The sequence below is a fragment of the Paenibacillus sp. UMB7766-LJ446 genome (assembly GCF_030226665.1).
Taxonomy (GTDB): Bacteria; Bacillota; Bacilli; order Paenibacillales; family Paenibacillaceae; genus Paenibacillus; species Paenibacillus vandeheii.
In genome coordinates this window covers 12,293-27,508 of the sequence record NZ_JASOYM010000016.1, presented here as the reverse complement: position 1 = coordinate 27,508, position 15,216 = coordinate 12,293, and the positions used below count along the sequence as shown (strand labels likewise).

14 protein-coding genes are annotated in these 15,216 nt (G+C 44.5%); 13 read left to right on the top strand and 1 reads right to left on the bottom strand.

The window, feature by feature from the left end; all coding sequences use genetic code 11:
* Window positions 1-72: 72 nt before the first annotated feature.
* The 8 genes from QP794_RS28610 to QP794_RS28575 all read left to right on the top strand — a co-directional run bounded on the left by QP794_RS28610 (window position 73) and on the right by QP794_RS28575 (window position 7,106).
* Complete coding sequence (locus QP794_RS28610) at window positions 73-450, top strand: LysM peptidoglycan-binding domain-containing protein (protein WP_285080106.1); 378 nt, start codon at window positions 73-75, stop codon at window positions 448-450.
* 96 nt (window positions 451-546) lie between these two features.
* A complete protein-coding gene (locus QP794_RS28605) occupies window positions 547-756 on the top strand; it encodes a DUF896 domain-containing protein (RefSeq protein ID WP_024630398.1) in 210 nt (69 codons plus the stop codon).
* A 127-nt stretch (window positions 757-883) separates the two neighbouring features.
* On the top strand, window positions 884-1,396 hold the full coding sequence (locus QP794_RS28600) for a hypothetical protein (protein ID WP_285080105.1): 513 nt from the start codon (window positions 884-886) through the stop codon (window positions 1,394-1,396).
* Between the two features lie 28 nt (window positions 1,397-1,424).
* On the top strand, window positions 1,425-2,231 hold the full coding sequence (locus QP794_RS28595; protein ID WP_285080104.1) for an HAD family hydrolase: 807 nt from the start codon (window positions 1,425-1,427) through the stop codon (window positions 2,229-2,231).
* Between the two features lie 578 nt (window positions 2,232-2,809).
* Window positions 2,810-3,739: an ABC transporter permease gene (locus tag QP794_RS28590; protein WP_373456214.1), complete on the top strand. Its 930-nt coding sequence runs from the start codon at window positions 2,810-2,812 to the stop codon at window positions 3,737-3,739.
* Window positions 3,740-3,751: 12 nt separating this feature from the next.
* Window positions 3,752-4,621, top strand: coding sequence for a carbohydrate ABC transporter permease (locus QP794_RS28585; protein ID WP_024630394.1), 870 nt, complete (start codon window positions 3,752-3,754; stop codon window positions 4,619-4,621).
* 72 nt (window positions 4,622-4,693) lie between these two features.
* A complete protein-coding gene (locus tag QP794_RS28580) occupies window positions 4,694-6,325 on the top strand; it encodes an ABC transporter substrate-binding protein (protein WP_285080103.1) in 1,632 nt (543 codons plus the stop codon).
* A 106-nt stretch (window positions 6,326-6,431) separates the two neighbouring features.
* Window positions 6,432-7,106 (top strand): GntR family transcriptional regulator, encoded by a 675-nt coding sequence (locus tag QP794_RS28575; protein WP_079349253.1) that lies wholly within the window; start codon window positions 6,432-6,434, stop codon window positions 7,104-7,106.
* Window positions 7,107-7,195: 89 nt separating this feature from the next.
* Here the strand turns inward: QP794_RS28575 and QP794_RS28570 are convergent, their stop codons facing one another.
* A complete protein-coding gene (locus tag QP794_RS28570) occupies window positions 7,196-7,741 on the bottom strand; it encodes a cupin domain-containing protein (protein WP_024630391.1) in 546 nt (181 codons plus the stop codon).
* Window positions 7,742-7,920: 179 nt separating this feature from the next.
* On the opposite strand from QP794_RS28570, the gene metH reads away from it, so the two are divergent.
* The 5 genes from metH (at window position 7,921) to QP794_RS28545 (ending at window position 15,209) form a co-directional block, all read left to right on the top strand.
* Entirely contained in the window at window positions 7,921-11,361 is a 3,441-nt protein-coding gene (gene metH, locus QP794_RS28565; RefSeq protein ID WP_285080102.1) for a methionine synthase, read from the top strand.
* Window positions 11,362-11,435: 74 nt separating this feature from the next.
* Window positions 11,436-12,377, top strand: coding sequence for a ribonuclease Z (rnz, locus tag QP794_RS28560; protein WP_285080101.1), 942 nt, complete (start codon window positions 11,436-11,438; stop codon window positions 12,375-12,377).
* A 355-nt stretch (window positions 12,378-12,732) separates the two neighbouring features.
* Window positions 12,733-13,542, top strand: coding sequence for a TIGR01457 family HAD-type hydrolase (locus QP794_RS28555; RefSeq protein ID WP_079349249.1), 810 nt, complete (start codon window positions 12,733-12,735; stop codon window positions 13,540-13,542).
* Window positions 13,543-13,549: 7 nt separating this feature from the next.
* Window positions 13,550-14,371, top strand: coding sequence for an Fpg/Nei family DNA glycosylase (locus tag QP794_RS28550; RefSeq protein WP_285080100.1), 822 nt, complete (start codon window positions 13,550-13,552; stop codon window positions 14,369-14,371).
* On the top strand, window positions 14,361-15,209 hold the full coding sequence (locus QP794_RS28545) for a deoxyribonuclease IV (protein ID WP_285080099.1): 849 nt from the start codon (window positions 14,361-14,363) through the stop codon (window positions 15,207-15,209). Before QP794_RS28550 ends, QP794_RS28545 begins: the two co-directional genes overlap by 11 nt.
* Window positions 15,210-15,216: the final 7 nt, after the last annotated feature.

Here is a 15,216-nt window from a genome sequence, read left to right as displayed (position 1 = left end):
ATTGTGCAAAACAAGTGTTCGTGTTATATTGATTTCAACGGATAGGAACAAACGTTTGGAGGTCGATATTTAATGAGATATTCTACTTATCAAAGCATTTACGAACCGGTGCATTCAGAAGTGGTTGAAACTAACATAAGAAATTTTAAGAAGGTTTTTGCAAAAGGTAATATTCCAACCTGGGTGTTGAAATTTATAATCGTATCATTAATTATATTAGTTGGTTGCAGTACAGTGCTAACAGTATTTGCAGGCAATGAGAACGATATGTTGCCTGGAGGAAAGATGGCAGTTTCACAAGGAGATACGCTGTGGAGTATATCATTGGATCATAAACCGGAAACGATGGATACACGTGTATATATAGAAGCAATTAAGAAAGTGAATCAACTTCAGTCCACTTCAATAAAGGTGGGGCAAGTCTTAATACTGCCACAATTCACAGAATAAAACTGCATATTCACACGCGCTAATGCGTGTCAGCTTGACAAGCTGCCTTTAACATGTCAAAGTTAATAAGACTTTGTATTTTTGGAGGGGACAAGCTTGGATATAGATAGTCTGGTAGCACGTATTAATGAATTGGCCCGTAAGCAAAAATCGACTGGATTGACAGAGGAAGAGCTCGCTGAACGTGCCAAGCTTAGAGAGATCTATTTGAATAACATTCGAAGCAATTTCAGACAGCAGCTGGATACGATTGAAATTGTAGATGATGAGAATGATCAAGGCCACCAAGGCAAACTCAAACATTAAGGAAACCTAATGATATCATATATGATATTTAGGTTTCTTCCTGTTATCTAGAGGTTGCAAATTATAGGGGGAAATGTTGGTTTACATTTATGTAAGCCGATACAAAGAACATCTAAGGGGGATTCTCATGTCGCGTTCGTTCGAGAGAACGGTTCGGAAAAATTCTAAGCAGTTGAATCAGCAACGTAAAAAAAGCGGTCAACCGGTTTCCGGTACACCAGGTGAGGACGTATTCAAAGGACGCAGCCTTCTGTTTCCTATTTTTCTGATCGGACTAGCATTCCTGTACCTCTTTATGAGTACGTTTCTTGTTAAAGCTCCGATGACCACCTGGGACTGGGTGACCATGTTGCTGTATGTATTTTTGGCAGTCATCTTCATGCTCCGTCGTCCTTATGTCAAAATAGGAACTAACCGGATTTTGACGACAAAGGGCAATCGCGAGCGTTCAATTGGAGTTGACGATATCGTGAAATTCAGAATTGAGCCAGGCACAGTTGTGATTGAGCATAATTCACGAGGTAAGAGATGGGTGTTTACCAAACTACTCAATCGTTATGATACCGATGCAATTACTGAACGTCTTCTAAAATTCGCCAAAGCACATCAGATCACCGTGGAAACTTACGAGAAAAAGTAATTATTGCATAAAGGGGAAGATGACCGAAATGGCGTTAAAAGCGATTTTGTTCGACCTGGATGATACTTTGTTGTGGGATGAACGCAGTGTTCGAGAGGCCTTTCATGAGACTTGCCTGATCGCAGCGCAAGAGACTGGAATTAAACCTGAAGACCTTGAAGAAGCTGTTCGTAATGAGGCACGTAATCTATATGAGTCCTATGAAACTTTTTCGTTTACCAAAATGATTGGGATCAATCCGTTTGAAGGTCTTTGGGCGAACTTCACGGGTGGGGATCAGCAGGAGTTTCGCCAGCTGGAGCAGCTTGCACCTGCATATCGTAAAGAGTCATGGCGTCGTGGCTTGTTAAAGCTTGGTGTTGATCGTGAAGATCTGGCGGAAAGACTTGCCTCACAATTTGGGGCAGAGCGGAGATCGAGACCCCATGTCTATGAAGAAACGCTGGAAACATTAAGTCATCTACAAGGGAAGTTCAAGCTTTTGCTTTTAACCAACGGCTGTCCTGCGTTGCAACAAGAGAAACTTGATGGTGTTCCTGAATTAGCTCCTTTTTTTGACGAAATTATTATTTCGGGTTCGTTCGGTAAAGGAAAACCTGACCCTTCGATTTTCGAGCACGCATTGAGTAAGCTGGGAGTACAGCCTAAGGAGAGCATGATGGTTGGAGATAAGCTTACGACTGATATTCGTGGTGCTTTGTCTGCAGGCATTCAGTCTGTTTGGATTAACCGTGAGAATAAAGTGAATACCGAATCGTATGTGCCTGACCATGAAATCAAGCATTTATCCGAATTGGAACGCATTATTGCTGAATTCTCTATTAGTGCATCATAAATCGTATTTTTTTGTGTTCTGACCAAACATTGTAAGGTTTCATGAGATGTACTTCATCCATGAAACCTTACAATGTTTTTTTGTTTTGAGACAGCTAAAACTATACCGTATTAACGTAATTTAAAATTTTTTACTAAAAGTTATTGAAATTATAGAACTGCTGATTTAGAATGTAACTAACATACTAGTATGACTAGTATGCGAATGAAAGCAGCGAATTTCTTTGACTTACTTGAATGAAGAGGAAGCGGGGGTTATTCGCTAATATTTTCATATTCGTTGTAAGCGCTTTACATAGTTGAGGGAAACCTATTAATTCTGGAAATAAAACGGGCAACATGAAGTACCAAATGACGGTAAGTTTCTTAAACAATGGATACCTCTAGGGATTCCCAAAATTGATATCGCTTACATTATCTCTTTAATTTATTCTGCGGTGGGGGTGAAGTCATCTGATTACTTGTCTTCTACGAAAAGAAGAGATGATGAGAAATGATCGAAAACGCTTTTAGTTTATCAAGCTAAGGAACGGAGTGAAATAACATATGGAGTCGGAAACCGCTAAAACCACACTAACGATGACTTCTTTACGTAAAGAAAGCAGGTTAAGAACGGCTGCAGCTCTGCTTCGTAAAGATTGGCAATTATACTCACTGTTAATTCTTCCAATTATCTATCTTATCATTTTCAAATACGGGCCAATGCTCGGAAATGTAATCGCCTTCAGACGATTTGTACCGGGAGGTAGTATTTTTGGGGAGACGTGGGTTGGATTCAGGTATTTTCAAATGTTCATTCAAGACCCAACCTTTTGGAAGGTATTTGGAAACACACTCATGCTCGGTGGACTCGCGCTACTGTTCACCTTCCCAGTTCCGATCATTTTTGCATTGCTGCTGAATGAGGTGAAAAGCAAACGTTTCAAAAAGTTTGTGCAGACCGCTTCTTATCTTCCGCACTTCCTGTCCATCGTTATCGTTGCCGGAATGATTCTGCAATTAACGGCAGTCAATGGCTCGATTAACGGAATGGTTTCATTTTTCACTGGAGACAGTATTCCTTTCATGCAGCGAGCGGAATGGTTTAGAACGATTTATATCACCTCTGAGGTTTGGCAAGGTATGGGGTGGGGAGCGATTCTTTATTTGGCTGCATTGACGACAATTGATGATTCTTTGTATGAGGCAGCACGGATCGATGGTGCGAACCGATGGAAGCAAACCATCCACATAACCATACCGGGCATTTTGCCAACGATCGTTACATTGCTGATTTTGAACATGGGAAATTTCCTTGCGGTTGGATTTGAGAAAATTTTGCTCCTTTACAATCCGCTGATCTACGAGACATCTGACGTGATTTCTACTTATCTGTACCGGGTAGGTTTGCAATCCAGCAATTTCAGCTATGCTACCGCCATTGGTTTGTTCGAATCCATTATTGGACTGATCCTGGTATTCTCGGTTAATGCAATTTCACGCAGACTGACACAACGAAGCTTGTGGTAAAGGAGGAGCAATATGCTGGAATCAAAATCATACAAAGTATTTAAAGTATTCAACGCCATCTTTTTGCTGCTTGTGGTGTTCATCACGCTCTATCCGTTTTTGAATGTCGTGGCCCAATCCTTCAGTAGCGAGGCTTATATCAATTCAGGCAAGGTAAGCATTATCCCAAGAGGGTTTAATGTAGAAACCTACAAGACCATATCTCGAGACAGCATGTTCTGGACCAACTATAAAAATACAATTATATATACCGTTGTAGGTACGTTAATTTCCATGTTCATGACGACCATTTTCGCTTATGCCTTATCCAAAAAGAGATTAATGGGACGAAAGTTTTTGACCATGTTCGCGGTCTTTACGATGTTTTTCAGTGGCGGCCTGATTCCTAACTACGTCCTGATTAACTCCCTGGGCTTCAATAATACGATGTGGGCATTGGTTGTGCCTGGCGCAATCAGCATTTATAACATGTTAATTATGAAATCATTTTTCGAAAATATGCCTGAGGAACTTGAAGAAGCGGCAGCTATCGACGGTCTGAATACGTATGGCATTTTGTTACGGATTATTCTACCGCTGAGTAAAGCTGTCATGGCTACGATGGTTCTGTTTTACGCTGTAGGACACTGGAACTCCTGGTTTCCAGCCTTCCTGTATCTCGACAAAAAGGAACTGTTCCCGGTTACGATCTACTTGCGCAACATGATTGCAGGTGCAACCGGTGGGGCTTCGGCTGGTGCTTCAGCCGATAATCTGACTCAAATTTCTGCAAATATCAAATCGGTCACCATGGTACTCACCATTTTGCCTATTTTAACGATTTATCCTTTTGTTCAACGTTACTTTGTAACCGGTATCATGTTGGGATCTGTTAAGCAGTAATCCTGACCTAATAATATAGTTCAACATCTTGATTGCAAGGCCAATCTAAACCACATTCAGGGGGAGAATTGAATGAAACAGAGACCACGTAAGCTGGTAGGCAAGTTGGTATTGGCAACAATGATGAGTGTCGTTCTGGCAGCATGTAGCAGCGGAGCTGGTGGTGAAAAAGTCGAACCAGAATCCAAGGGGGCCATGGAATCCTATGGTGTAGGAGAAACCTTCAAAGCCACGGAACCATTTAATCTGTCTATTCTTTACAGTGACCAGCCTGCATACCCGTACAAGAAGGATTGGCTTCTCTTCCAAAAAATCACGGAAAAAACCGGAGTCACGCTGGAGCCTACCATCGTTCCAATGAGTGACTATTCCCAGAAAAGATCCCTTTTGATTAGCTCAGGAGATGCCCCGCTGGTTATTCCGAAAACCTATCCGGGTGAAGAATCTGCTTTTGTATCCTCGGGTGCGATTTTACCAGTGAGTGACTATGTTGATTTGATGCCCAATTTCAAGGACAAAGTAGAGAAATGGGGACTTCAGGATGAGCTTGAGGGCCTTCGACAAGAAGATGGGAAATACTACGTCCTTCCAGGTCTGCATGAAGAGGTATGGCCTGATTACTCACTCGTCGTGAGAACGGATATTTTCGAGAAAAACAATATTGCCATTCCGAAGACATGGGATGAATTGTATGATGCGGCCAAGAAGCTGAAAGAAATCTATCCAGATTCCATCCCTTTCTCGGATCGATTCAAGTTCAACAGTACATTGAATATTGCTGCTACGGGTTTTGGAACGAAAGCTGGATGGGGATTTGGCAATGGTTTAACGTATAAAGAAGATCAGGATGAATTTGTATACACATCGACCACCCCGGAATACAAGGAAATGTTAACTTACTTTAATAAGCTTGTATCAGAGGGGCTGCTTGATAAGGAAAGTTTCACTCAGGATGATGATCAGGCTACACAAAAATTCGTTTCTGGTAAATCGTTTATTATTAATGGTAACTCCCAAACAGTTGTTCTTCACCGTAATGACATGAACAAAACATTAGGTGAAGGGAATTTCTCCATCGCTAAAATTACCGTTCCTGGTGGTCCAAAAGGACAGTTAATGTCTGGCTCCAGACTTGAAAACGGTGTCATGATTTCAGGGAAAGTTAAGGATAACGAAAATTTTAAAGCAATCCTACAATTTATTGACTGGCTCTACTACAGTGATGAAGGTCAGGAATTTGCCAAGTGGGGTGTAGAAGGAGAAACCTTCACGAAACAGGATGGCGTCCGTAAACTGGCCGAAGATGTGAACTTTAACGGACTGAACCCAAAAGGTACGAAGGATTTACGTATTGATTACGGTTTCTCCGGTGGTGTATTTGCCTATGGCGGAACGACTGATTTATTGCAATCCATGTTTAGCGAGGAAGAACTGAAATTCCAGCAGGATATGAAAGATACCAAAGAAGTTGTTCCTGCTGAGCCGCCCATTCCTTACTCGGATATCGATCGGGAACAAGTGACGCTGCTTAGCACACCACTTAAGGATTTCTCAGATCAAAATACGCTTAAATTTATTTTGGGTGAACGTAAACTTACCGAGTTTGATGCGTTCGTAAAGGAATTGGAGAGCCAAGGCTTGTCCCAGTACATGCAGATTTCGAATGACACGTACAAGAAGTACAAAGAAAACAAGCAACAATAGTTGTAAACTGAAGTCCGCCCCAATTGCCGTTTCACTAAGGGAATTTTAGTGGGGCGGCAAATTGTGCTAAGATGGATGAATACGGCTGAGAGGAAGAGGTTAAGGAATGTCACTTAATCAAAAGATTAGAGGTTCAACCCGGGCTTATTCATACAATCTGATAAAGGAACGAATTCTGCACCTTGAACTTGAGCCTGGTACCAAGATTTCCGAGAAGGAAATTGCAGATGAATTGCAAGTAAGCAGAACACCAGTACGTGAAGCCTTCATGAAGCTTGCCGAAGAGGAATTACTGGATATCATTCCACAGAGCGGGACCATTGTCTCCCATATTAATCTGGAGCACGTTGAAGAAGGCCGATTTATGAGAGAGAAGATGGAGAAGGAAATTGTCACACTGGCGTGTACAGCTTTTCCTGAAGAATTCAGATTCAGACTTGAAACCAATATCGCCATGCAGGAAGTATGCATAGGGAAGAATAATTTCTATCGGCTTTTTGAACTGGATGAAGAGTTTCATCAGATATTGTTTCAGGGCACAGGAAAAATGAGAACATGGAAAATGCTGCAGCAGCTCAATATTCCTTTTAATCGTCTTCGTTTATTACGCTTGTCTGAAGATTCCGATGCAGAGGTTATTATTTCACAACACAAAGAAATATACCGGCTTATCACGGAACGTGAGACCGATCGAGCTGTTAAAGTTATGGAAGCTCATCTCAGACTTGTTGTTGTGGAACAAGAGAAGATGAAAGCAAAGTATCCGCATTATTTTATATAGAGCTCGGATGTTGTATACTATCTCCATATGCAGAAACCCCTGTTCGAAATGAACAGGGGTTTGTTGAGCAAAGGATAGAATTCGTTTTATTATGCTTGTTTGATAAACGTTGGATCCGGGTATGGATCTGCAATCCAGCCATCTTTTTCAATGAACAGACGCACGGCAATGATTTGTTTGTTCTCCATTAATGTGAAGAAGTGTGGTGTGTTCTCAGGAACCGAGATTACGTCTCCAGGAGACAATTCTACATTAAAGTAGCCTACATCATCTGTAGCTTTGATGACAAAAATTCCTTTACCAGCTACAATTGCACGGATTTCATCTTCAGCATGAGTGTGAATTTCTTCGAACTTGGCAAGCTTTTCTTCAATATCTGGTGTTTGTTCAGACAACGTAATTACGTCCCAGATTTGGTACCCGCGACGTGCAGCCAAATCTCTGATTTCATAGTCATATGTTTTGAGTACTTCTTCTTTTTGTTCATCCGTAAGTCCAAAGTTGTTTTGCAGATCCGTATTTAATTTGGAAGCGTCCCAGTTTTCATATAATACATCATATTTGTTTAAGAAATTTCGAACATTTTCGTCTCCAGTGATACGTTCGTTCGTATTTCGGATTACAATCTCAGCCATGTTCTTTCCCTCTTTTCCACTTGGTTTAATTGCTATTATATCGGATTCCTCTGTTTTTGTCGATTCGCAAATTCGTCCCGCCTTCACTTAAACCCGCAATGGGACTGATTAATCCCGATCTTTCACATTAAGTTAGTTTCTGTTAAACTAGGATTTAACGTTTTGCGGAGGTGACGATATTGGATAAGCTTAGCCTACACGATGCATTAAAACAACGAATATTGATCCTCGACGGTGCAATGGGGACCATGATTCAACAGGTTGATCTCACAGGCGCAGATTTTGGCGGAGAAGACCTGGACGGATGTAATGAAATGCTTGTACTTACACGTCCAGAGCTGATCCAGCGCATTCATGAGGAATATTTGGAAGCCGGTGCTGATTTAATTGAAACGAATACGTTTGGTGCAACGTCTGTTGTACTTGCTGAATACGACATTCAGGACCGTGCACGTGAAATCAACCTCGAAGCAGCAAGGATTGCAAGAGCTGCTGTGGATCGATTCTCGACACCGGAGTCTCCGCGTTATGTGGTAGGTGCCATGGGACCTACCACCAAAACACTGTCTGTAACAGGTGGGGTAACGTTTCAGGAGCTCATCGACAGTTATTTCGAGCAAGCGCTTGCTTTAATTGAGGGAGGCGTTGATGCGCTGCTGCTTGAAACCTCACAAGATACGCTTAATGTAAAAGCAGGTAGCATTGGGATTCAGCAAGCATTCGAGCAAAGTGGCATCAAGCTTCCTTTGATGATTTCAGGAACGATTGAACCGATGGGTACTACCCTCGCTGGTCAAAATATTGAGTCTTTTTATATATCCTTAGAACACCTTAACCCAATTTCAGTGGGACTAAACTGTGCTACAGGTCCGGAATTTATGCGTGACCATATTCGCTCGCTTTCCGGGATGGCTTCAGTTGCGGTAAGTTGTTATCCCAACGCAGGTCTTCCAGATGAGAACGGTAATTATCATGAATCTCCTGATTCGCTAGCACAGAAGATCGGTGCTTTTGCCGAGCAGGGCTGGTTGAACATCGCGGGTGGCTGTTGTGGAACAACACCTGCACATATTCGCGCCATGCGTGATACGCTTGCCAAGTACCCTCCAAGAGAAATGAACGGAACACATCCACCAGCATTGTCCGGTATCGATCCAGTCTATGTTGAACAGGATAATCGTCCCTACATGGTTGGTGAGCGAACGAATGTTCTTGGATCACGGAAATTCAAGCGCCTTATTGTTGAAGGCAAATATGAAGAAGCGTCGGAAATTGCCCGGGCTCAGGTGAAAAATGGGGCACATGTTGTCGACGTTTGTGTTCAGGATCCGGACCGTGAAGAAGCTGAAGACATGGAGAAGTTCCTTGAGCTTGTTGTCAAAAAAGTAAAAGTGCCGCTCATGATCGATACGACAGATGCAGCCGTCATTGATCTTGCACTTCAATACTCTCAAGGTAAAGCCATAATTAACTCCATTAACCTTGAGGATGGCGAAGAAAAGTTCGAGCTGGTCACTCCGTTGTTGCATAAATATGGCGGTGCTGTCGTTGTCGGAACGATTGATGAACGCGGTCAGGCCATTAGTCGTGAGGACAAGCTGGAGGTAGCGAAGCGATCTTACGATTTGCTGGTGAACAAATATGGATTAAAAGCCGAAGACCTGATTTTTGACACCCTGGTGTTTCCGGTAGGTACGGGCGATGAACAATATATCGGTTCGGCTAAAGAAACGATTGAAGGTATTCGTGTTATAAAAGAAGCGATGCCTGAATGTCATACGATACTGGGGATCAGTAACATTTCATTTGGATTGCCTGAAGCAGGACGTGAAGTGCTGAACTCTGTATTTTTGTATGAGTGTACCAAAGCAGGTCTCGATTATGCCATCGTTAGCACAGAGAAGCTGGAGCGTTATGCCTCCATTCCGGAGGAAGAGCGCAGACTTTCGGAAGAGCTTTTATATAATACGAATGACGAAACACTGGCCGCATTCGTAGCCGCGTTTCGTAACAAAAAGGTTGAGAAAAAAGAAAAAATTTCGAACCTGTCCTTGGAAGAACGCCTCGCATCGTATGTTGTTGAAGGTAGCAAAGAAGGCTTGCTGCCCGATCTGGAACAGGCACTTACCAAATATACAGCCCTTGAAGTAATCAATGGCCCGCTGATGCGGGGAATGGAAGAAGTAGGCCGACTGTTTAACAACAATGAGCTGATCGTAGCAGAGGTGCTGCAGAGCGCGGAAGTCATGAAGGCTTCGGTAGCTTATTTGGAACAGTTCATGGAGAAGAACGAGACGTCTGTTAAAGGAAAGATTATTCTAGCCACGGTCAAGGGCGATGTACACGACATCGGCAAAAACCTGGTGGAGATCATCCTTTCCAATAACGGTTACCGGATCATTAATTTGGGTATAAAAGTACCACCAGAGCGAATTATCGAGGCGTACAGAGAAGAAAAAGTCGATGCGATCGGTCTGTCCGGTCTGTTGGTAAAATCGGCGCAACAGATGATTCTTACAGCTCAGGACTTGCGCACAGCAGGTATTGACGTACCTATTATGGTTGGTGGAGCGGCACTGACACGCAAATTCACCAAAAATCGTATACGCCCGGAATATAACGGAATGGTTGTATATGCAAAAGATGCAATGGATGGCCTGGATCTGGCCAACAAGCTGATGAACCCTAGCACGCGTCAAGTGATGCAACTGGAGATGGACGCTGAAAAAGAGGCGGACGCAGCTGGTGCAGAAACCGTTACATCACTTCCCGAGCTTACACGGGTAGAGCGCTCGGATATCGCAATAGACAACCCGGTTCTCGTTCCACCGGATCTGGAACGACATGTTATGCGGAACTATCCGCTATCCCACATATTACCGTATGTGAACATGCAGATGCTGCTCGGGCACCATCTTGGTTTGCGTGGCTCAGTAGAGCAGTTGCTTGCTTCGGGTGATCAGAAAGCCACTGATCTGAAAGCAGTCGTGGATGATATTATGCAGGAGGCTGTGCGTGACGGGATTATTCAGGCGCACGCTATGTATCGTTTCTTCCCGGCTCAGTCCAGTGGTAACAGTGTCATCATCTATGACCCTGAGAATACCAATAATATCTTGCACACATTCACGTTCCCGCGTCAAAAAGTCGAACCATTCCTGTGCCTTTCCGACTTCTTGAAGCCGGTGGAATCCGGACAAATGGATTACGTTGGTTTCATGGTCGTAACTGCCGGGCATGGCGTACGAGAATTATCGACGGCCTGGAAGGAGAAGGGTGATTATCTCCGTTCACATGCTCTACAATCCGTAGCGCTTGAAGTAGCAGAGGGATTAGCGGAGCGGGTCCATCATATGATGAGAGATATCTGGGGATTCCCGGACCCAGCACAGATGACTATGAAGCAACGTCATGGAGCACGATATCAGGGAATAAGGGTATCATTTGGATATCCGGCATGTCCCGATTTGGAAGACCAAGGGCCACTGTTTAAACTATTACAGCCTGAGGATATTGGTGTGGAACTGACTGAAGGTTTCATGATGGAACCGGAAGCTTCCGTATCGGCGATGGTGTTCAGCCATCCGCAAGCGAAGTATTTTAACGTGGATAAGGCATAAAAGTAAAAGGTCAGGCAAAGCCCTCCGCATTGTCGGAGGCTTTTTGCTGGCAGTAGAAAGAGGTGCGATCCAGAGTGGAACTATATTTCCTGGGAACTAACGCTGGTGTACCTACGCTTCAGCGGAATGTAACTTCCATAGGGCTGCGCATGTTGGATGAGCGCAGAGCATTGTGGTTGTTTGACTGCGGGGAAGGAACCCAGCATCAGATTTTAAGTTCTCCGCTTAAATTGAGCAAACTGGAGAAAATATTTATAACCCATTTACATGGAGATCATGTATTCGGACTTCCAGGTCTGCTCTCCAGCAGAGCATACCAAGGCGGCACTACACCGTTAACGGTGTATGGTCCACCAGGAACTGAGCGAATGATTATGACAACCATGGAGTTAAGCCAATCACGTCTCAACTATGATCTAAGCATTGTGGAACATACAGGCGGAGTGCTTTTTGAAGATGAGAGCTTTATTGTGGAATCGGCATTGCTGGAGCACCGTATTGACAGTTATGGGTATCGGATTACCGAAAAGGATCGTCCAGGCAGTCTGGACCCAGCGAAAATGGCTGAGTATGGTTTGAAGCCAGGGCCGCTATTTGGTCGCTTGAAGAGAGGAGAAACCATTACCCTCGACAACGGAGACTCGCTTCGGCCAGAAGATGTGCTGGGAGCACCAAAGCGTGGGATGGTCATTACCATTTTGGGAGATACACGTCCGTGTGAGAATGTACAGCCCCTTGCCCTCAATGCCGATGTGCTTGTACACGAAGCTACGTTTCTGCATGATTTGGCTGATACGGCTCATGAGTACTATCATAGTACTTCGAAGCAAGCGGCTGAGGCGGCGAGAGCGGCACATGCAGGACAGCTGATCATGACCCACTTTAGCTCTCGCTACAAAGATGAAGACCAGTTGCAGCCCCTGCTGGAGGAGGCACAGTCGATATTCCCGAATACGAAACTTGCGATTGAACATGAACTGATTCCAGTAGTTCACTGCAAGAATGAGTCTCATTAGTGGATGTGCGAAGCAAAACAGCAAAACACGACCGGAGAAGAAGCCGTTAATTGCACGGGACTGAGGGGAAGTTATTCCCGAGGTCCCTTTTGCAATCTGGCCGGAAAGCGTGTAGGATGGGCAATATAAACAGGGAAATGATTCATATTATTTTCCGGGAAAGCGCAGGAAATGACAAGCTTGTACAGAAGGCGCGCGCTGCCATACGTCCTTGTTCGATTTGGTTCGACGTGTTACGTGCAGATGCGAGCATTCCATCTTTTTGCACTACTGTATACATAGGTTAGCATTGAAGTTCGAGACAAATAGTTAAGGGCATGAAATGTTAATGGAATAAAGAAAGGAAGTGCTGTATATGATTAAGGCCTATCTGATTGACCTGGATGGTACGCTCTATCATGGCAGACATCGTATTGAAGGAGCCGATAAGCTTATTCGGACATTGAATGAACAAGGCATGCCTTATTTGTTTGTGACTAATAATTCTTCACGTACACCGCAAGGCGTGGCAGATCATCTCAACGGGATGGGTATCCCCGCCGATGCGTCGCAAGTATGTACTTCTGCGGTGGCGGCTGCGGAATACGTGGCTAAAGAGACTCCAGGTGCGAAAGTGGCTTGTATCGGAGAAGAAGGGCTGCTGCAAGCGATTGAAGCTGCAGGGCTTAAACGAACGGATGATGAACCTGAATACGTTATCCAAGGAATTGATCGTGAATTTTCCTATCAGAAATTGACCAATGCGCTTCGCTGGATCAACGGCGGCTCTAAATTTGTCATGACCAATCCGGATTTGCAGTTACCTTCTGATGATGGACTTACACCTGGAGCAGGAACGATCGGGGCAGCGATAGAAGCAGCAACCGGAGTTCATCCTACTGTCATTGGAAAACCGTCAAGTATTATTATGAAGTCGGCCATTAGCCGATTGAACTTAAAGTCTGATGAAGTTGCTGTAATCGGAGACAATATGCGTACAGATATTGCGGCAGGGGCAGCAGCAGGATGCGAGACCCTACTGGTTCTTACCGGAATAACGACACGGGACAATATGGATAGCCACATCCAGGCGACCAAGGTTCGTCCTGATCATGTGTTTGAAGATTTGCATAAACTGATTGAGTGGCTGTCGCAGACGACAGGCCAAGCATCCAAGAAGGGGTAGATGTACGATGCCGGAATTACCGGAAATGGAAAACTACCGGACCTTGCTGTCCGAGAAAATACTTGATTTGCCCATTACAGGTGTAGTGGTTAACAATGAAAAGTCGATTAATACTGATCCTGATGTGTTCACCCGTGAACTGACAGGGAATCGTATCATATTTGTAGAGCGCCGGGCCAAACATCTGATCTTTCATCTGGCTAATGGTAAGCGGCTTGTACTGCACCTGATGCTGGGCGGAATGATTTTCTGGGGTACGGAAGCTGAACGTCCTGATCGTTCCACTCAAGTGGAGATTCAGTTTGGAGAATATACGTTGTTCTTTATTGGGCTTCGTTTAGGCTATCTGCACCTGCTTACTTCCAAAGAGACGGAAGAGGCCATGTCTGACCTTGGACCTGAACCACTTGATCGGCGCATGAATGCAGAACGTTTTGCTGCCCTGTTGAAAGGACGCCGGGGTACACTCAAAACTACGCTGGTCAACCAGCACATTATTGCAGGCATCGGAAATTGTTATTCGGATGAGATTGCATTTGCAGCAGGTTTGAGACCAAGCTCCAAAACGCAAAATATTGCTGCTTCACCTGAGCTCACAGCACGTTTGTTCCATTCTGTACAATCCGTGTTGCGGGAAGCTGCATCGGAAGGCGGTTATATGGAAATGCCGTTGATGCAGGGAGATACCAAGACAGGAAGTTTTGATGAGCAGTGCCGGGTATATGATCGTGAAGGGGAAACTTGCCCTCGCTGTGGGGGAACGATAGCGCGTGTGGAAATTACGGGCAAGAAGGCTTTCTTCTGTCCGGATTGCCAGCATGAGGCCTAACAGCGGAATCGGGGCACATGTCAGCACCAAAGGCGGATTTCTTCAGGCAGCCAAGCGGGCATATGATATCGGGGCTACGGCATTTCAGTATTTTCCGAAGAACCCGCGAAGCCTTGGTCTGAAAGATCTGGATCTCAAGGATGCTGAACAGTGCAGGGATTGGTGTGAGAAGCAGGGGATGGCTTCCATTGCCCACTCACCCTATCCCACGAATCCGGCTTTGGGCAAAACCCGGGGAGAGGCGGGTTTTCATGCAACCATTGCATCAATACAAAATGATCTGCATATTGCGGATGCCTGCGGTTCAGTAGGAACTGTAGTTCACTTTGGACATATCAAGAGCAATGAACCACTTGAAGGATATCAGAATCTCATAACCTGTCTTGATACCGCATTAGCAGATTGGGATGGACAGGCTAAGGTTTTGCTTGAAAATCAGGCTGGAGATCATGGCCCGATGGGAACGACGATGGAAGAATTGATACAAATTCGCAAGCTAAGCCGGTATCCCGAGCATATTGCTTTTTGCTTTGACACGTGTCATGCTTTTGCTTCAGGTATGTGGACGAATGGCAATGAGGCATCGATGCTGGAGAAAGGCAGACTGCTGGGATACTGGGATGCTCTTGCGGCTGTTCACTTTAATGATTCGAAATATCCTTCCGGTTCATGCAAGGACAGACATGCACGGATTGGACAGGGTTATATAGGAACAAAAGCGATGCAGGAACTGTTATGTGCGCCTGAATTTCAGCAAGCTGTAGTTGTGCTGGAGACCGAATCAGGCGAAGATGGAACACACCGTGGTGACATTGAGCTCATGCGTTCCTGGCTTTAATTGGGGA

What these genes read in the sequence shown, in the direction of transcription:
- QP794_RS28610 (WP_285080106.1), top strand. Translation starts at nt 73, where the DNA reads ATGAGATATTCTACTTATCAAAGCATTTACGAACCGGTGCATTCAGAA.
- QP794_RS28600 (WP_285080105.1), top strand. Translation starts at nt 884, where the DNA reads ATGTCGCGTTCGTTCGAGAGAACGGTTCGGAAAAATTCTAAGCAGTTG.
- QP794_RS28595 (WP_285080104.1), top strand. Translation starts at nt 1,425, where the DNA reads ATGGCGTTAAAAGCGATTTTGTTCGACCTGGATGATACTTTGTTGTGG.
- QP794_RS28590 (WP_373456214.1), top strand. Translation starts at nt 2,810, where the DNA reads ATGACTTCTTTACGTAAAGAAAGCAGGTTAAGAACGGCTGCAGCTCTG.
- QP794_RS28585 (WP_024630394.1), top strand. Translation starts at nt 3,752, where the DNA reads ATGCTGGAATCAAAATCATACAAAGTATTTAAAGTATTCAACGCCATC.
- QP794_RS28580 (WP_285080103.1), top strand. Translation starts at nt 4,694, where the DNA reads ATGAAACAGAGACCACGTAAGCTGGTAGGCAAGTTGGTATTGGCAACA.
- QP794_RS28575 (WP_079349253.1), top strand. Translation starts at nt 6,432, where the DNA reads ATGTCACTTAATCAAAAGATTAGAGGTTCAACCCGGGCTTATTCATAC.
- QP794_RS28570 (WP_024630391.1), bottom strand. Translation starts at nt 7,741, where the DNA reads ATGGCTGAGATTGTAATCCGAAATACGAACGAACGTATCACTGGAGAC.
- QP794_RS28555 (WP_079349249.1), top strand. Translation starts at nt 12,733, where the DNA reads ATGATTAAGGCCTATCTGATTGACCTGGATGGTACGCTCTATCATGGC.
- QP794_RS28550 (WP_285080100.1), top strand. Translation starts at nt 13,550, where the DNA reads ATGCCGGAATTACCGGAAATGGAAAACTACCGGACCTTGCTGTCCGAG.
- QP794_RS28545 (WP_285080099.1), top strand. Translation starts at nt 14,361, where the DNA reads ATGAGGCCTAACAGCGGAATCGGGGCACATGTCAGCACCAAAGGCGGA.